Origin of the sequence: Streptomyces sp. SDT5-1, from assembly GCF_052245995.1 — a bacterium.
GTDB lineage: Bacteria > Actinomycetota > Actinomycetes > Streptomycetales > Streptomycetaceae > Streptomyces.
The window spans coordinates 233,291-250,177 of record NZ_CM125963.1; the positions used below are offsets into that span (position 1 = coordinate 233,291).

The 16,887-nt window shown below is 66.9% G+C and carries 14 protein-coding genes and 1 pseudogene; 9 read left to right on the forward strand and 6 right to left on the reverse strand.

Features of this window, described 5'->3' with window-relative positions; all coding sequences use genetic code 11:
* The first annotated feature begins 34 nt into the window (after nt 1-34).
* Nucleotides 35-1,345 carry an aminotransferase class V-fold PLP-dependent enzyme gene (locus tag ACTWJ8_RS01175; RefSeq protein WP_443262425.1) on the forward strand — a complete coding sequence of 437 codons (1,311 nt, stop codon included), beginning with the start codon at nt 35-37 and terminating at the stop codon, nt 1,343-1,345.
* 147 nt (nt 1,346-1,492) lie between these two features.
* The gene (locus ACTWJ8_RS01180; protein WP_443265152.1) at nt 1,493-2,278 is read left to right on the forward strand and encodes an ATP-dependent DNA ligase; all 786 of its coding nucleotides are present in this window, start codon (nt 1,493-1,495) and stop codon (nt 2,276-2,278) included.
* An 11-nt stretch (nt 2,279-2,289) separates the two neighbouring features.
* On the opposite strand, the gene ACTWJ8_RS01185 is transcribed toward ACTWJ8_RS01180, so the two are convergent.
* A complete protein-coding gene (locus ACTWJ8_RS01185; RefSeq protein WP_443262426.1) occupies nt 2,290-2,643 on the reverse strand; it encodes a hypothetical protein in 354 nt (117 codons plus the stop codon).
* Nucleotides 2,644-2,807: 164 nt separating this feature from the next.
* On the opposite strand from ACTWJ8_RS01185, the gene ACTWJ8_RS01190 reads away from it, so the two are divergent.
* The 3 genes and pseudogenes from ACTWJ8_RS01190 (at nt 2,808) to ACTWJ8_RS01200 (ending at nt 4,608) form a co-directional block, all read left to right on the forward strand.
* The gene (locus ACTWJ8_RS01190) at nt 2,808-3,326 is read left to right on the forward strand and encodes a GNAT family N-acetyltransferase (RefSeq protein WP_443262427.1); all 519 of its coding nucleotides are present in this window, start codon (nt 2,808-2,810) and stop codon (nt 3,324-3,326) included.
* 28 nt (nt 3,327-3,354) lie between these two features.
* Nucleotides 3,355-3,861 carry an NUDIX hydrolase gene (locus tag ACTWJ8_RS01195; RefSeq protein WP_443262429.1) on the forward strand — a complete coding sequence of 169 codons (507 nt, stop codon included), beginning with the start codon at nt 3,355-3,357 and terminating at the stop codon, nt 3,859-3,861.
* 82 nt (nt 3,862-3,943) lie between these two features.
* Nucleotides 3,944-4,608, forward strand: a pseudogene (locus ACTWJ8_RS01200) (MSMEG_1061 family FMN-dependent PPOX-type flavoprotein).
* Nucleotides 4,609-4,658: 50 nt separating this feature from the next.
* Here the strand turns inward: ACTWJ8_RS01200 and ACTWJ8_RS01205 are convergent.
* The 4 genes from ACTWJ8_RS01205 to ACTWJ8_RS01220 form a co-directional block, all read right to left on the reverse strand.
* On the reverse strand, nt 4,659-5,183 hold the full coding sequence (locus ACTWJ8_RS01205) for a hypothetical protein (protein ID WP_443262430.1): 525 nt from the start codon (nt 5,181-5,183) through the stop codon (nt 4,659-4,661).
* Complete coding sequence (locus tag ACTWJ8_RS01210) at nt 5,149-5,574, reverse strand: transposase (protein WP_443262431.1); 426 nt, start codon at nt 5,572-5,574, stop codon at nt 5,149-5,151. The genes ACTWJ8_RS01205 and ACTWJ8_RS01210 overlap by 35 nt, the downstream gene beginning before the upstream one ends.
* Nucleotides 5,575-6,165: 591 nt before the next feature.
* Nucleotides 6,166-11,082: a trypsin-like serine peptidase gene (locus tag ACTWJ8_RS01215; protein ID WP_443262433.1), complete on the reverse strand. Its 4,917-nt coding sequence runs from the start codon at nt 11,080-11,082 to the stop codon at nt 6,166-6,168.
* A gap of 43 nt (nt 11,083-11,125) precedes the next feature.
* Nucleotides 11,126-11,479, reverse strand: a complete 354-nt coding sequence (locus ACTWJ8_RS01220; RefSeq protein ID WP_443262434.1) for a trypco2 family protein — start codon at nt 11,477-11,479, stop codon at nt 11,126-11,128.
* A 536-nt stretch (nt 11,480-12,015) separates the two neighbouring features.
* On the opposite strand from ACTWJ8_RS01220, the gene ACTWJ8_RS01225 reads away from it, so the two are divergent.
* The 4 genes from ACTWJ8_RS01225 to ACTWJ8_RS01240 all read left to right on the forward strand — a co-directional run bounded on the left by ACTWJ8_RS01225 (nt 12,016) and on the right by ACTWJ8_RS01240 (nt 15,093).
* Entirely contained in the window at nt 12,016-12,183 is a 168-nt protein-coding gene (locus tag ACTWJ8_RS01225) for a hypothetical protein (RefSeq protein ID WP_443262435.1), read from the forward strand.
* Between the two features lie 1,011 nt (nt 12,184-13,194).
* A complete protein-coding gene (locus ACTWJ8_RS01230) occupies nt 13,195-13,392 on the forward strand; it encodes a hypothetical protein (protein WP_443262436.1) in 198 nt (65 codons plus the stop codon).
* 109 nt (nt 13,393-13,501) lie between these two features.
* Entirely contained in the window at nt 13,502-14,584 is a 1,083-nt protein-coding gene (locus tag ACTWJ8_RS01235; protein ID WP_443262437.1) for an NAD(P)H-dependent amine dehydrogenase family protein, read from the forward strand.
* 29 nt (nt 14,585-14,613) lie between these two features.
* On the forward strand, nt 14,614-15,093 hold the full coding sequence (locus tag ACTWJ8_RS01240) for a carboxymuconolactone decarboxylase family protein (protein WP_443262438.1): 480 nt from the start codon (nt 14,614-14,616) through the stop codon (nt 15,091-15,093).
* A 40-nt stretch (nt 15,094-15,133) separates the two neighbouring features.
* Here the strand turns inward: ACTWJ8_RS01240 and ACTWJ8_RS01245 are convergent, their stop codons facing one another.
* Complete coding sequence (locus tag ACTWJ8_RS01245) at nt 15,134-16,777, reverse strand: GMC oxidoreductase (RefSeq protein ID WP_443262439.1); 1,644 nt, start codon at nt 16,775-16,777, stop codon at nt 15,134-15,136.
* Between the last annotated feature and the right edge of the window lie 110 nt (nt 16,778-16,887).

Here is a 16,887-nt window from a genome sequence, read left to right on the forward strand (position 1 = left end):
ACCTACCACCTGCACCAACAGACTTGGAGTCACCGTGTCCCGCACCACCTCCGACACCCGCCCCTTTCCCGCCAAAACCATGAACTTCGTCCGGGAGCAGTTCGCACACCTGGAACGAGACATGCACGGCACGGAACGGATCTTCTTCGAGAACTCCGGTGGCTCCCTTCGACTGCGGTCCGCTGCCGAGCGCGCGCTGGAGGTGTCACTCTCGCCGGACAGCAACTCCCGCCCCACGCGCGTCGCCCGCGACCTCGCCCGCGTCCAGAAGCAGGGCGAACAGGACCTGTTGGCCTTCTTCAACGGCGCCCCGGACGGGGCCCTGCTGCCAACGGCGACGGCTTCGCAGGCAATGTTCGACGTGATACGCGTCATCACGGACGCGGCCCCGGGCACGAACATCGTCACCACCGCCATCGAGCACCCCTCCTCGTACGACGCCTGCGCGGGCAACGCCGCACGCACCGGCCAGGAGTTCCGCGTGGCCTCGGCCGACCCCGAAACGGGAGGTGTCGACCCACAGGCAGTCGCCGACCTGGTCGACGAAGGCACCTCCCTGGTCTCCGTCATCGCCACGTCCAACATCACCGGCGCCGTCACCGACATCGCGGCGGTCGTCGCCGCGGTACGGGCCAAGAACCCCGACGTGTACGTGGTCGCCGACGGGGTCCAGTACGCCCCGCACGGAGTGATCGACGTACGAGCGTGGGACGTCGACGCGGTGAACATCGCCCCGTACAAGATGTTCGGCGACCGCGGCAACGCCTTCACCTACCTCTCCCCCCGCCTCGCCGACCTCCCGCACGACAAGCTCGCCGCCGCGAGCACTCGCACGTGGGCGGTCGGCAGCTCAGCGCCCGCCGCCTACGCCGGCTTCTCGGCGATCGTCGACTATCTCGCGGCCATCGGCGGTGCTGAGCCCGGCAGCGATCGCCGCACGGCGCTGGTCGCCGGACTGCGGGCGATCCACGGCCACGAGCAGGCCCTTTTGCACACCCTCCTGGAGGGCACGGCCTCGCAGCCGGGCCTTCATCAACTTGCCGGTGTCCACGTCCACTTCGCCGACCGCGCCGCCACCCTGCCCCGCGACCTGATCGTGCCCCTCACCTTCGACGACGTGTCCTGCGCCGACGCCGTACGCGCCTACGAGGAGCGCGGCGTGATCGTCTACGAGCGCGTGGCCACCAGTCCGTACTCCGAACGCATCCTGCGCGCGGTCGGCCTCAACGGCGTCGTCCGCGTTTCCCCTCTGCACTGCCACACCCTGGAGGAGGCCGAGCGGTTCCTGGCCGTGACGCAGGAGATCGCGGACAAGGTACGCAGGGCGGGGGAGCAGGCCGCATAGTCGGGAGCCGGGTGAGGTCCCGGCCGACGAGTGGAAGCAGGTCATACGGAGAGGAGCCGTATGACCTGCCTAGCCATCCGGCCGTAGGCCAGAGCCGGAATCACCACTGCTGACAGTGCTGAACTGTCTCATGAGACGTAGCAGAGTCTGGAGAACGACGGCGACAGGGGCGTTGTGTGGCGGCGAGACGCCGTCCGCATCCAGACCCGGGCGGGCCGTGATGCCACCGAGCAGTGGCTCGACATCGCCGCGCCCGCCATGGCTCTCCCCCGCGACACCGTCCTTGATGGCGAGCTGGTGATCTGGCGGGCCGGTCGCGTCGACTTCGGGGCAGTGCGCTCGCGGAGCTCGGCGCGCGGGCGGCGCCTGGCCGGTCTCATGCAGCAGTGGCCCGCCACGTTCGCGGCATTCGACTGCCTGATGCTCGGCGCTCGGGATCTGCGAGGCCGCCCGTACACGGAGCGCCGGGCGGCGCTTCTCGACGTGCTGGAGCCGCTCGGTCCCCCGCTGCAGCCGGTGCCCGCCACGGACGACGTGGACGTGGCGCGCGTCTGGTACGAGACGCTGACCGCGCAGAGCGTCGAGGGGATCGTCGCCAAGCGGGCAGACGGCCCGTACCGGGCCAATCGCTCGTGGAAGAAGATCCGCCACAACGAGAGCATGGACGTCGCAGTCGTCGGCTACGTCGGTCCCCCGGGGCGGCCGCGCCGGCTTGCGCTGCGGCTGCCGGACGGGCGGTGCGTCTTGTCGCGGCCTGTCTCGGCGGTTGTCTCGGCCGAAGTCGCGGAGCACATCGCCGGATCGGGTCCGGGAGTAGCGTCGGCTTGGGCCGACGACGGGGAGCCGTATGTGACGACCGGGCCGGGTTTGGTCGCCGAGGTCGCGAGTGGCACCACACGGCACTCGACGGTGACGGTGATGCGCCTGAGGTGACCCGCAGGGCATCAGGCGGACCGGGACTTCTTCGAGGCCGTCTTCTTGCTGGCGGTCTTCTTGGTGCTCGAGGTGGTGGCCTTCTTCGCCGGGGTCTTCTTGGCGGTCTTCTTCTTCGGCTTCAGCTCGTGCACGTCTGCGTCGGCGCCGTCTGTGCGGGACTGCTTTGCGCGCTGCACGGACTGCTCCAGGGCGGACATGAGGTCGACGACCTGCCCGGCCTGCTCCTCTTCTGCCTGGGGCTGCGGGAGCTTCTTCCCGTCGACCTTGGCGTGGATGACGTCCTCGAGGGCGGCCGTGTAGCGGTCGGAGGCCCACTCGGCTTTACGGATCGGTCCCTCGTAGGTCATGGAGTCGATGAGCACGAGCGCCTCGTCGATCTCCTTGCCCGTGACGTCTGCCTCCCGCGGGGCAAGGGAGTCCGGGGGGGCGGGCCTCGTCGGGCCACTTCATGGCGTGCAGCGCGATGGCCCCGTCGACCACGCGCAGCAGTCCGAGGCGCTCCCGACCGTGCCACGCGAATTTGGCGATGGCGCCTCGCGAGGCCGTCACCGCCGATATACCGGAACTGATCCGGCTGCGCGCCGTCGCGCTGGAGGCCCTGGGCGTGGATCCGGGGCCGGCCGACACACCGTGGCGGCGCATCGCCCACGGCTGGTTCGAGGAGCGCATCAACCACCGCGACGACGTTGTCTGCCTGGTCATCGGAGGCGATCCCGGTTCACCACTCCTCGCCTGCGGCATGGCCTGGGTCACCTGCCACCTGCCCAGTCCACGCTGGCCCGACGGACGCCGCAGCTACCTCGACGGGATCGTGACCGACTCCCCTGCCCGCGGCCGCGGGCACGCACGCCGCATCGTGGACGCTCTGGTCGGCCACCTCCACGGCGCGGGCATCCACTACGTCCAACTACATGCCAGTACGGTTGGAATGCCGGTGTACGAGGCCGCAGGCTTCGTACCGGGCAGCTACCCGAGCATGGACCTGATCACGGAGCCGCACCTCCGGCTGGCCCGGGGCGAACAGGTCGGCAAGTCAGGTACGTAGCGGGCGGATCCGGCCTACCCTGCCGCACATGCCCCCTCACAAGAAGCCCTTCACCGTCAACGATGGCGTCGAGGTACCCAGACCCCGGCCGCACGAGACCTGGACCGTCGGCGCGGTCATCCTCAACCGGGAGGGCCACGCCTTCGCCCAGAAGCGCAGCCTGGATCGGCGCCTGTTCCCCGGGGTCTGGGACATCGTGGGCGGACATGTCGAAGACGGGGAAACTCTCCTGGACGCTCTCGCACGCGAGGTCGAGGAAGAGACCGGCTGGCACGTGACCCATGTGCGGCGCTTCCTCGGCACCACCACCTGGACGGGGGACGACGGCGCAGGCCTGCGCCAGGAGGCCGACTACCTGGTCGAGGTCGACGGCGACCTGGACCACCCGACGCTGGAATGGTCCAAACACTCCACCTACGACTGGTTCGGCCCCCACAACCTCGCCCGCCTCAAGGAGAACTGCGGCACGGACCAGTTCCTGATCCACGACCTCGTCGCACGGGCACTGCCAGGGCGCCCCGCCCCGTCTTCGTGACGCGTGTCGGAGGTCCTTTCGGCCGGAACCCAGTTCCGGAATCCCGGCTCAAGCCGGCGGGCCACCTTCTAAGGTCGCCCCCATGATGATCGACACCGATGCCGCTGGCTCGCTCTTCGCCTCCCTCCAGGCGGACGCCCTCACCAGCCCGGACCAACTGCGCGAGCTCTACCCGCAGCCGAACCCGCACGCACTGCGCAAGGAGACCGGCCGCCTCAACGAGGAGACAAGGACGCTGGTCGGCTGTTCCTCCCTGGGGTTCATCGGCAGCGCGGACGGCGAAGGCCGGGCGGACGTGACACCGCGCGGCGACCCGACCGGGTTCGTCTCCGTACTGGACGAACAGACCCTGGTGATCCCCGACGCGACCGGCAACAAACGGCTCGACACCATGCACAACGTGCTCGAGACCGGCCGCGTCGGTCTCCTCTTCCTCATACCCGGCCGGCCGACCACCCTGCGGATCAACGGGCGGGCCTGTGTCTCCGCACGTCCGGAGCTGCTCGCCCAGCTCACCCCTGTCGGAAAACCGCCGGTCACCGCACTTGTGGTGCAGGTCGAACAGGTCTACCCGCACTGCCCGAAGTCACTGATGCGCGCCAACGCCTGGCGCCCCGAGCGGTGGCTGCCCGCCGACGCCCAGCCGACCAGCGCCGAGGTGACCCTGGCCCAGCTGAACCTGCCCGGCCTGACCCTGGACCAGATCACGGAGGCCGAAAGGAGTCGCTTCGCCTGCGGTACGAGTGACGTCGACCGGAGAAGGCGCCTCCTGCCAAGTGCCGTGCGCCTAGGTCAGCTCAGAAGGCGGTGCGCCCGCCGCCCAAGCGGTGGGACCGTTCGGCAAGCTGCTTCAGGTTCAGCAACTGCCGTCGAGCCATGACCAGATCGCCGACCGACAGACCGATGGCTGCCCAGCGGCTGGTGCGCATGACGACCTTGAGCAGCAGCCGCGTTGTGTGCTGCCCCTGGGGCACGAGGATATAGGACATGAAGGCACCCATAATGGTGCCCGTCAGCTGCCTGCCTGGCTCGACCGAAACAATCCGGCCCAGCTTGCGCCCACCGGAGGTGGTGAACCTTTCCCCCGGTCGAGGCTCGGGAAGGCCCACCAGTTCACGCGGCGAGCGTCGGCCGAAGTTGTCGATCCAGTCGTACGAGTAAGGTGCAAGCCTCACTTGCCCGATCCACGGCCAAACAGCTTCAGCAGGCACCTCAACACTCACGCCCCGCCATGCCTGCAGTGTGGGCGAGTTGACGAAGGAGTCGCACGGGTAGGGCAACGAGACCTCACCCTCGCTGACACCCCAACGGTCGCCGATCATGCCCCTCCTCCGCCCGTAACCGGCCCACGCCTGCCCTCGCACACATGGCGCCTGGCCACCACGAGTGAAAGGTATCGGCTAGCTTCGCCTGTGATGCCGCTGGAGCCGCGTTCAGCTTTGCGAGCAGGGTGCGGTGTAACTGCTGGAAAGCTCCGGCCTGTTGCCAGCGGTCCAGGCGCCGCCAGCAGGTCTGGCCGGAGCCGAACCTCAGCTCCAGGGGCAGGAGTTGCCCGGCGATGTCCTGGTGCAGGACGTACAAGATGCCCTGCAAGCAGAGCCGGTCCGCCACCGGTCTCAATCCTGGCGACCGCTCGGGCCAGGGCGGCAGCAGCGGTTCGATCACTGCCCACAAGTCGTCGTCCACGATCCACGGCCCAGTCATCACACCCATCCGAACGGTCGGATCGTCACAACAGTCACGCCGGACCAAGGGACTTCAACAAGATACTGTTACGAGCTCTTCGCGTCGGGACGGCGATCACGCTCGTCGCGGGCTCCGCGCGCGACCGCATCGTACGCTCCCCGGACCGCCTCGCCACGGCGACCGGCGTCGGCGGGGCGCTCATGATCCTGCTCGCGGTGATCCTCCTGGTGTGGCGCTGCTTCGCCGCGCACGCTAAGTCGACCGTGAGCGGGCCCGAGCTCCGACATTCGGCTGGCCTGCTCTCTCGCCGAACTCGCCTCTGCCGCGGCTTCGATACGGCGCCCCGTTCCGGCGTCGCGCCCCCGTGGCCAGCCGCAGAAGAACGCAAGTCCGCGGCGCAACTCATTCTGAAACGATCAGTGAGCTTCTTCAACGCCCCAGAGAGTAAACGACCCTGATGGGGCTGACCGGCCATTGCTCTGCAGTGGTACTCGCCTTCACGGGTCGGGCCGTAACCCGATCGGTAACCACTCTGAAGAATCTTATTGATCGAGATCCACTGCGGGTACTCGCTGTAGATCCGAAGATTCAAGAGAGGACGGGAAGGAATCTGAGGCATCACCTGCTGTACGGCGCCAGTCCCTCGTTGCCGGCGACGACCAAGGAGTCGACGAGCATCTGCCATTCATCCAACTTACCGATCTCCTCGGCCGTTGTGCGAATTTCCTTGAGCCAGCTGTCCAAGAACCACGACTGCTTGACCGTGACACGCCCATCTTGAATGCACAGGTCAGAGACCCAGGGCACACCGCGGGTGACTTGCACTTCCTCCGGGAGCTTTCGCAGGATGCTGATAAGCGCGTCGACGGGCTTGACCTCACCTCGAGCGGCAGGCAGCCAATCGTCAATCACCTCAACAAGGTCGTCAGCGCGGACCCAGTCAATGGGTTCACCTACGACCTCGTTGTACAACCCCTGCGTCCAAGGAAGAGGATCCGGCAGTAGGGCAGAGGCGGCCCAGTCCCCCCAGTGGTGGTCGCGATAGGGGCTCGGGTCATCACTCAGGTAGCCAATGGCATGGCGCAGCAACGACGGCCAGACACCTCGGGCAGCCTCGGCCAAGCGGTCGCTCTCTGCACCTGCCGCAGCAAGACCGTGGAGAAAATTCGACATCAACTGTGCACCTGCGCGAAGGGCATCGAGGTGCTCGAGCAACGGTCTGATGTCGCCGTTCTTCGCGAACCCTTCGAGCAGGGCCCGTGCGGCGATAAGGGTGTGCGTCCCGCGGTCGTCCGCGGACCAGCCATCGCTCTCTTGCACGACCATGGCGCGTCGCTCGATGTCGAGGAGCGCGGCGAGGAGCGCGGCTGCCTCGTCAGTGCAACAGTGGTCTGTCGACGCGGCTGCGCCGAGGCCGCGAATGGCTGCATCGAGAACCGCGATCCTGACGGAGTCACCTGGTAGTTCCTGGAGGCGTTCGGCAACGTCGCCAGCAATCTGGACATTCGACCTTCTTTGACCGCTTTGGTCCCACGGGCCGATTTCTGCGCCACGGGCGGTCTCAAGCAACCAGTTCAATGCGGTCGGGTGGATGCAAGGGTTGAAGTGGCATGGCCCCCTCCAGACGACATCGCATCCACGTGCCAGGTACAGCCTGGTCTCCATAGGCGCCTTGCCTGCCATCGCAAGACCGGCTTCGGCAACATCTTCGATCGACCAACCAGCCGCTTCCAGCGGTGCGGCCAGGGCGGGCGTGAGGAACGCCGGCACGGCTTGAGCCACCGCCCGGTCGGCGCCAAGATCGAAGAACTGGCCCTCGTGATGTTGGCCCTCGGTCTCCTGGAACGACAATGCGATGCCGATGACAAGCTCGGTTGCGAATTGCGCTTCGTCACCAAGCGCCTCCATATCACCAGCAGCGGCTCGTTCGATCGCTGCTCGAGTGACGTGGGCAACGGCGTCCAAATCCCGGGGCGGCATTTGATCTCCGTCGGACTCCAGCAGGGCACGACCTGCCGCCAGATCCGCGGCGATCTCTGCCGATGGGGGCGGCACGTACTCGGTGTCGTGCTTGACCGATCCCCAATACCGGTTCTTCAGCCGCGTGCTGGTCTGCAGGGCTTCCTGGTAAGCCGTGTGCGCTTCTTGTGCGGCTCGCAGCTCAGGCGGCGGATCAACCTCAATATGGACTGCATCGCCGTGCTGTTTAACCCGGTATTGATCCGAGTCCAGACTGGCAGCCCAGTTCTTCGTAAGCTCTTGGCTGTATCCAAGACGGTCGCCATTCTCGACAAGCCTTTTGGCGACTTTCTTCAAATCCTGGACACGCCCCTGCCCACCATGCACCATAAGCCACATGGCCACCTCGCGCGGTGTCCAACGGCGACGTTCGAGGTTCGCGAGCCCTTCGGTTGTTGCACGTAGCCCTGAATACTCACTCGTCGTGCGACCGAACTCCAAGTCCCACACTACCGGTTCGGCGAGGAACAGGTCGAGTTCGGTGCCGACTTTCTCGATGTGGCGCGCGAGCAGACCAAATAGCATCCCCGGAACCGCGAGGTTCTCGCAGCCGTGCAGGAGTACCTCAACGACCCTTTTTGGTGACACGCCCTGACTCAACCACATATCGGCAAGGCGCTCCATCGCCTGGAGCGCGCTCATCGCCGAATATGGGCCGACCGACGTACCCCGGTACCAGCTCCAAACATGACTGTCGCCGACATACAAGCGGGAAGTGCCAAATATCTTCAGAATCGCACCGCGGTCTTCTCCCTCTCCATTCTCCGCCTCACCATCGGCATCCTCGCCGCCACTATCAAAAGGATCAGTAAATGCATAGGGCGGGCTAGGCCGCGACAACATTGCTACGCGCGCCCGCGCACCGCTATTCAGGATGCCATTCAACACCCGCACCGACGTCGACACTGACGCTGTCTGGAATAGCTGCCAGAACCCACCGAAGTAGTACTGGAAGAAAGGTACTCCGAAACCTCTCCAGCGCCCCTGATGCCCTCGGACGCCCTCATCTCGGTGCCAGCTTTTTTCGTCGTCGATGTAGTAGGCCATCATCAACGCCGCCAATAGCTCCGGGTCCTTCTGCGCCAAGGCTCGGGCACTCAATGGCGCGTCCGCGGCCGGAGCCAGGTACGCTGGTGCATCGTCCGCGATGGCCCGAAGACACGCTTCGATGGCATCATCAATGTCCGGACCAAGGAGGGCCAACGTTTCGACGAAATTCTCCCTCGTCAGGTGGTAGTCCAGCTCACGTCGGCGTCGACGGCGTTGCAAGATTCGCCCAGACGGTACGCCCGCTCCGGTTTTGCGTAGAGGAAACGAGTTCCAGTAGTCAAGGAGACGGCCTCGAAGGCGGATTCGCAGCTCGTCGCCGGCCGGAATGTTTGCCAGGGAAATAGCTTGCAGCCAGTCCGCGAGCAGTTCGAACGACTCTTCCGACACCTCCCAGGGCTTTTTTTCATCGAGAAGAATCTGGACAACAGGGTTAGTGATAAGATGGTCGACCAGCCCGTTGACCTTATGCCTCTGCTGAACAACTCGAACCACGTCGCCGAGCACCAGGTCGACCGACTTATCCTCGCACGCGGACTTTAGGCATTCGTACGCGAATGGCGTCTCCAAAACCGCCTCCACCGGAACGTCAGACCACCGGGGTCCGTGCGCTGCCGCGAATACCTGCAAGTGTGAGCGCAGTTCGATGAACGTCCGAACGGGTCGAGTGTCTGGTGCTTTCAGTAGCCCCTTGCAGGCAAGTGTGGCGGCCGACAGTGCCCACCGGGGCGCCCCCGCTGCCTGCAGCAACTCGGTCGGGCTCTGACTACGGACGAGAAGGATGGCGGTCGCGTACCGCCGGACTTCGTCGTGCGCGAAGTCCGGCTGGTTCCGGTACCGGCTCGCCGGCGCGAGCAGATGATCACGGCGCAGCGCGTCGACTGCTGCGGCATCGACGCCTGCGAGGGGCCGATGCTCCTCGGGCAGCTTCATGGTCGCTGCGGCTACCGCAAGCAGTGTCTGTTCGCGTGCCTCCGCCGATCCGACACCGGGCCGTCCGTCGCCGCGAACAACCCTGCTCCACACGAGATCAAGACATTCCCACTCACCAAGCGCGCTGTCCGGCTCCGTCCCGGTCCGAGCCAGAAGGTCCAGCACGACAGGTCTGCGCAGCAGCGAGTTCGTAGGCAGGTCTCGCAGGACTGCACGCAGAAGCTGAAAATGGCCCGAGACGACCGAGATATCCTCATCTCCCAGAGGCGACATCTCGAAAGACGAAACGGACTTCGCGAACCCCAGCTCGACCTGTTCCCGTACGTAGCCCAGTGCCACATCAGATGTGACCGCGACGAGCCCAACACCGGCCGCAGCCGCTGCCAGCACCAGATCGCTCAAGAGGCCAGCGGACCGCTCCAGAGCAGCATCAGCCGCGTCGATGACCAAGACTCGAGACGGTGCCGATGCCTCTGCGAGCACGTCCTCCAGCGACATCCCAAGGGCAGCTCGCAGCTCCAAGCTGGACTGCGGCAAACTCCGGAAGTTCACCACCACCCCTTGGAATCCGGCGGGGTCTACGGCTTCCAGCTCGGCGACGGCCGACAGCGTCAGCGCACTCTTGCCGATGCCCGACTCGCCGGATACCAACAGAGCCGAAGCACGAGTACCGGCCTCACGCAGGGCCTCAGCGAGTTGCTCGCGGCGGTCGGCGAATGAGATCACGACCGGACCGCCGGATGACTCATCACCGATGGCGGTCCGAACGCCGGACGTAGCGAGCTTGCGTTGTTCAGCGAGCACCGACCACGCGTGTCGGCTTCGTATCGCGGTTGCCTCGTCGGCGGTGACGTCGTCGGCTGTGTTCCGGGTGCTGGGGAAGCCATGCTCGGTCAGCAGGGTGGTGAATCCTGGGTCGGTGAGGAGCAGGTGGATGGGTTCGGCGGTGAGGCGTCGTTCGCCCATGCCGGTGCCGTACTCGACCGCGACGCCGACGAGGTGTCCGTTGGTGAAGATGGCGGTGCCGGAGGCGCCGGCCCAAGGACGTTCTCTCTGCTGTGTGGCGGCGGGCCACACGCGGCAGTCGAGGACCCAGCGTCTGCCAGCGGTGGTCAGGGGGGCGAGTTCGCCGCGAAGGCTCTCGTATTGGACGCCGCCGCCCGAGAGAGTGGAGAACGCCGGAACCCCGATCCCGGCATAGGCCAGCGGAGCATCGCCCTGGGGCCGGCCCCAGGACACGGCCGTCGTGTGGCCTTCGTCGGCGTCCTGGTCCAGAAGCAGCAGCGCGACGTCCGGCACCCCGGCGCTATCCGGGCCGAGGTCCGGGGCTGGCCAGATGACCATCGCGGTGCGTTTGCGAAGCCCGGAGCCCGCGCGAGGATGCCCGACCCAGACGGTGGCACCGGACGCGCGGACACCGTCGTCGTGGACGACGTGGAGCGCGGTCAGAACCAGCCGGGGCCCGATGAGATAACCCGAACCCGACCCGCCTACCGGCTGGTCAGGCTTGATGTACGCCGTTCTCTGCGCGTCCACTGTCGTCCTCCCGCTACGCCCGCGCCTCCACGTTTGTAACTACTCAGGCGTCGCCGCCAGGCGGGACATCAGCCCTCGGCTCCCCGCCAGGCGTCTCGTGCCGGCGGATGCGAGCGGGCTGTCCGCCCAGGGCCTCGTCGCGGACGTTCAGCGTCAGCGTCAGCGTCTGCCGCTGCGTGCTCCCGCCCCCACCTCCGGCCTCCACTGCACCCTTGTTGCCGAAGGCGCCGACTTCGACGTTGACCTTGCCGTTGCCGTCCTTGCGGAACTCGACCTCAAGACAGAGTTCGGCCTGCTCGACCTCGAACCTGAACTGCTCATTGCCACCGGTATCAGCGGCTTTGTACAGCTCTTCGCGAAGTTCTGCCAGCGCCTCGGACAGCGTTACCTTTGCCACGATCCCCCTCCAACGCCCCTGCGGACCGTGTGCTCGACCGGCCTGAAGCGCAGCTTTCCTGACGACACCCCGCCTGCGCATGGGAAACGCGAAATCCCAGACCACACCCACCGAGGCTGCTTTGCCATGGTACGGAATGTCGGTCTGGAATGTACTGGGAAGCCACAGTTCGGAGCAGGGAAGAATCTGTTGCGCCGTACAGCCCAGGTGTGTCCAGTCAGGCCCCCCGTCACTAAACTCGCCAGCCCCCCCATCTCTGGTAGCGCTCCCACCTGCCAAGGTCTGGAGGCCGCAAAGTAGGACTTTGCAGGCTGCTGAGTGACTTTCAGGCCAGGTGTCCGTCACCATCCGCTTGAGATGGTTGGGGCTGCACTGCGCCCCACAGCCAGAATCGACAGACTGCTGAGGGTGGAGGAGGGGACAGTGCCGGATTTCGGGACGGTGCTCGGCGGTATCGCCCGCGGGGTCGTGGCGGTCGGCCGGTTGGCTTGGGCCGTGGGACCTCGCCGACGACCGCGAGCGAGTACGACGCCGACATGCAGATAGACCGGCTGTCGCAGTTCATCCAAGACGAGGTGCCAGAAGAACTGCACGGCCGGGCATGGGGCCTGGTTGTCGACGAACTGCGTCGAGTCGACACAGAGATCGAGCGGATGGTGGAGGAATCCAAGGTCGAACAACAGGCGGACACCGACGAATATTGACATCCAGGGAGCGGTGGGCCAGGAAGAGGCTGACGTTCCGGCCGAGGCGGCCCGTATGGCGAACCCAGCCCAGGGGACTGCTGCGTCGCCGACGGGGAGGAGGCCCTGGCGGTGACGCGTAGTGGCCAAGGCAGCGGCGTCCTCAGCCGTTCTACCTGGCACCGAGCCGCCCCGCATGCCATGTGGATCCTGCAGACGGGATGAGCGTGTCGAGGATGCGCTGGTAATCGGCACGCGCCAGGGGTTCATCAGCCCAGGCTGGATCAGCCCGCCCGCTGACGAGTTCGAGAAACTGGCCTGGTGTCGCCAACTCCACAGCCCATGCCTCACGGCCGGGCGCAGCCCACCAGATGTCCTTGTGTTCTGGATCGAGGCTGCCTCTGACTGGGCCGAGGTGTCGGCCAAGCGCGTCGAGACGGCACAGGCCCGTGCCTGCGAGATCTGCGATCGGGGCCTGCGCTTCGTCTGCGGTCTGGACGTGGGTGAAGATGGGCACGGTACGGCTGCGCTTTCTCGTGGTCAGGCGACTAGGGAGTGTATTCGGTCGTAATCACATCGCTGCTTCCATGGCCGAGCCGGTAGTCGTGACCTACGACGGACGCGAGGGGATCGATCTGCCGTGGCCGGCACAGTGCCTCCTCTGGACCCAATATCCGGGCGTTGCCCGCCAAGCCGACCCCAGCCGACACCGCCTGACGGCAGCCCCCCCCCTGGCTCTTCACCCTCCTCGACGGCCTCTCGCACCGCTCCCTGCGAGTGATCGGCGACACCGAATGGCACGACTCGCTGGCCGTGTACCAAGAAGCCATCGATAACGTTCCCAAGGCCGCGTTTTCGCCCGACGCCCACTGCTCGTGGTACACCCGAGCAGCCGAGCGGCTCCCCCACCTCCTGCCCATCGCACGCGCAGACGCCGCCTCCGCACAACAACAGACACAGCACCCAGACACCTTGGTAGTAGGACGACTACAGCCTCGGGCCCAGCCAGCAAGCGCAGCAGACGTGCATCACATGAATCACTCCCAGAACTCCCCATCCCTCGCCAGCTTCTCCGTCAGGGACCAGCAGGACCAAGATCCGGGCCAGCCCCCGCCTCGGGGCCGCACCAACCCCCGTTTCCCCGGGTCAGCGTGGGTACAGCTGCTGTACCACCAGCAGACGAAGAACCTGCTCGTGTCGTACTCGGCGCAGAAGCTGGGCTTCTTCTAGAGGCACAGGGCTGGGCGCCTGACCTCGCGCTTCACAGGTCGGGCGCCTTACTCAACAACTCCTGCGGCGGGACTATGAACTGACGACACGTCAGGTTACGCTCCGGCGCATGACTTCCACGGTGGTCTGGGGCACCGGGAACGTGGGACGCGCGGCGATCAGGGCCGTCGACGCCCACCCCGGGCTCGAACTCTGCGGCGTGCTCGTGCACGACCCCGCCAAGGACGGCCGCGACGCGGGCGACCTGGCCGGCTGCGAGCACGCCCTCGGTATCGCCGCGACGACGGACGTCGACGCGGTGCTGGCGGCCCGGCCCGGCGCCGTCTTCTACGCGGCCTCCGGCGAGCTGCGCCCGGAGGAGGCCCTCGACGACATCTGCCGCGCCCTGCGCACCGGCGCCGTCGTCGTCTCCCCCGCCCTCTATCCGCTCTACGACCATCGCAGCTCGCCGCCCGACTTCACCGATCCGGTGCGCGCGGCCATCGAGGAGGGCGGCGGCTCGCTGTTCGTGTCCGGTGTCGACCCCGGCTGGGCCAACGACGTACTGCCCCTGCTGGTCAGCGGTCTCGGGACCCGCGTCGACGTGCTGCGCTGCCAGGAGATCTTCGACTACTCGACGTACGACCAGGAGGACTCGGTACGCCATCTCGTCGGCATGGGGCACCCCATGGAGTACCAGCCTCTGATGCTGGCGGAGTCCGTGCCGACGATGGTGTGGGGCGGGCAGCTGAGGCTGATGGCGCGGGCGCTCGGGGTCGAACTCGACGAGATCCGCGAGACGTTGGAGCGCCGGGCCCTGGAGCGTGACGTCACGACGGCGGCCATGGGTGACTTCGCCGCGGGCACCCAGGGCGCGGTCCGCTTCGAGGTGCAGGGCGTCGTGGACGGCGAGGTGCGGATCGTCGTCGAGCACGTGACCCGGATCCATCCGTCCTGTGCGCCCGACTGGCCGGTACCGCCCGGTGGCGGGGCCGGCGCGCACCGGGTGATCGTCGAGGGCCGCCCGCGCATCGAGGTCACCGTCCAGGCCACCGACGAGGGCGGCAACCACGCGGCGGGCGGCAACGCGACCGCCGTCGGGCGCCTCGTCGGCGCGATCGAGTGGCTCGTGGCCGCGCCGCCCGGCCTCTACGACGCGCTCGATGTGCCCATCTCCCCCGCCGTCGGCCGGCTCGGAAGGAAGCAGCCATGACGGAAGCAGCGATGCCTTCGGAAGCAGTCATGAGGATCGACATACCGGACGGCCAGGAACCCATTCCGTACGTGTGGGGCGGGATGGTGCCCGGGATCGGGCCCGCGGCGGCGGCGTTCTCCATGGCGGTGTACGACCACTCGACGCTGGGGCTGCGGGAGTTCGAGGCCGCGCGGCTGCGGGTCGCCCAGCTCAACGGGTGCCTGTTCTGCCTGGACTGGCGTACCGAGCGGGACGGCGAGAAGGTCGAGGAGTCGTTCGCCGACGCCGTCGAGGACTGGCGCGGGACGGACGCGTTCGACGAGCGGACGCGGCTCGCGGCCGAGTACGCGGAGCGCTACACCGTCGACCACCACGGCCTGGACGAGGAGTTCTGGCAGCGGATGACCGCGCACTACAGCCAGGCCGAGATCGTGGAGCTGAGCATGGCCATCGGTTCCTGGCTGGCCTTCGGACGGCTCAACCACGTGTTGGGGCTCGACACGGTGTGCGCCCTGCCCAAGCCGTGAACCACCTCTTGGCGGCCGTGACCTGGGCAGGGCGCGGCCGTCACAGGTCAGTGGCGACGATCTTGGCGATGTTGCGCTCGGCGAGTGCCGTGATGGTCACGAACGGGTTGACGCTGGTGTTGCCCGGGATCAGCGCGCCGTCGATGACGTAGAGGCCCGTATAGCCGTGCAGGCGGCCGTAGTTGTCGGTCGCCTTGTTCAGTACCGCGCCGCCGAGCGGGTGGTACGTGAGGTGGTCGCCCCAGATCTTGTACGTACCGAACAGGTCGGTGCGGTAGATCGTGCCCTCCTTCGCGTTGATCTTGTCGAAGATGGTCTTGGCCATGTCGATGCCCGACTGCTTCCACGCCCGCTGCCAGTTCAGGTCGACGCCGCCGGACGTCGGGTTGTACGTGAACTCGGCCCGGTACGGGTTCTTCGTGATCGACAGATAGAAGGACGCGTAGGTCTCGATGCCGGTCGGCAGCGGCGCCACTTCGGCGAAGGCGCCTCCCGCGGCCCAGTTGTCGATGCCGCCTGTGGGGATGGCCGCCTGGAGCGAACCGGTCGGGTCCCACAGGTGGTTGGCGCGCCCGCACATGACGTTGCCGTTGTCGCCCCAGCCCTTGCCGATCTCGCCGTTGAGCGCGGGCAGGACGCCGGTGGCCTTGAGCCTGGTGAGGAGCTTACTGGTGCCGACGCTGCCCGCGGCGAAGAAGACCCGGTCCGCGGTGACTTCCTTGGTGGCCGTGACGGTGCCGGTGGTGTCGAGCTGGTCCATGCGCACGGTGTAGCCGCCGCCGGAGGCAGGAGCGACCGATGTCACCTTGTGCAGCGGGGTGATGGTGACCTTCCCGGTGGCCGTGGCCCGCGCGAGGTAGGTCTTCTGCAGAGACTTCTTGCCGTAGTTGTTGCCGTAGAGGATCTCCCCCGCGAGCGCCGACTTCGGCACCGTGCCCGCGGCCTCCTGCTTCATGTAGTCCCAGTCGTACACGTCGGGGACGAACACGAACGGGAAGCCGGAACGCTGCGCGTGCTTGCGGCCGACGCGCGCGTACTGGTAGCACTCGGCCGTCTCGAACCAGTCCGGGTCGATGGTCGCGACGCCGAGCCCCGCGTTGGCGCGCGGGTAGTACGTGCCGTACATCTCGCCCGCGTCCACGGACGGCAGGATCGCCGCGAAGTTCTCCCGCTTGGGTGTCACCGCCATGCCGCCGTTGACCAGCGAACCGCCGCCGACGCCGCGGCCCTGGTAGACGGTGATGCCGGCGAAGTCCTCGGCGTCCAGGATCCCGGTGTACTTCGGGATGTCCTTGTCGATCGGGAAGCCGAGGAAGTTGCTCAGGGGCTGCTTGGTTCTGGATCTCAGCCAGAAGGATCTCTTGTCGGGTGCGGTGGTGTTGGCGAAGATCTTGCCGTCGGATCCCGGGGTGTCCCAGGCCATGCCCATCTCCACCATCCGCACGTCGACACCGGCCTCGGCGAGCCGCAGCGCGGCCACGGAGCCGCCGTAGCCGGTGCCGATGACGAGGGCGGGCAGGTGCGCGCCGTCGGCGACGGGAGCGACGGCCGCCGCGGTGGAGCGGTCGGCCGCTGCGGCGTGGCCGCCGAGGGTCACGGCTCCGAGAACAGAACCTGTTCCCGCGAGGAAGCCTCGGCGGGAGATCCCGTTACGTGCCACTTCAGGGCGGGTTGAGTCGGTCATCTCACGTTCCTCACTCTCGACGGAATGGGAACGAGTTCTACTGTTGATCGCGAATCAAGTCGATGCATACCGATAGGTAACGTACAGCGGGTTCCCCCCGCCTTCTCCCG

Excerpts from the sequence above, each read along its gene's own strand:
- ACTWJ8_RS01190 (WP_443262427.1), top strand. The coding sequence starts at position 2,808 with ATGGCGCCTCGCGAGGCCGTCACCGCCGATATACCGGAACTGATCCGG.
- ACTWJ8_RS01195 (WP_443262429.1), top strand. The coding sequence starts at position 3,355 with ATGCCCCCTCACAAGAAGCCCTTCACCGTCAACGATGGCGTCGAGGTA.
- ACTWJ8_RS01205 (WP_443262430.1), bottom strand. The coding sequence starts at position 5,183 with ATGATCGGCGACCGTTGGGGTGTCAGCGAGGGTGAGGTCTCGTTGCCC.
- ACTWJ8_RS01210 (WP_443262431.1), bottom strand. The coding sequence starts at position 5,574 with ATGGGTGTGATGACTGGGCCGTGGATCGTGGACGACGACTTGTGGGCA.
- ACTWJ8_RS01225 (WP_443262435.1), top strand. The coding sequence starts at position 12,016 with ATGCAGATAGACCGGCTGTCGCAGTTCATCCAAGACGAGGTGCCAGAA.
- ACTWJ8_RS01230 (WP_443262436.1), top strand. The coding sequence starts at position 13,195 with ATGAATCACTCCCAGAACTCCCCATCCCTCGCCAGCTTCTCCGTCAGG.
- ACTWJ8_RS01235 (WP_443262437.1), top strand. The coding sequence starts at position 13,502 with ATGACTTCCACGGTGGTCTGGGGCACCGGGAACGTGGGACGCGCGGCG.
- ACTWJ8_RS01240 (WP_443262438.1), top strand. The coding sequence starts at position 14,614 with ATGAGGATCGACATACCGGACGGCCAGGAACCCATTCCGTACGTGTGG.
- ACTWJ8_RS01245 (WP_443262439.1), bottom strand. The coding sequence starts at position 16,777 with ATGACCGACTCAACCCGCCCTGAAGTGGCACGTAACGGGATCTCCCGC.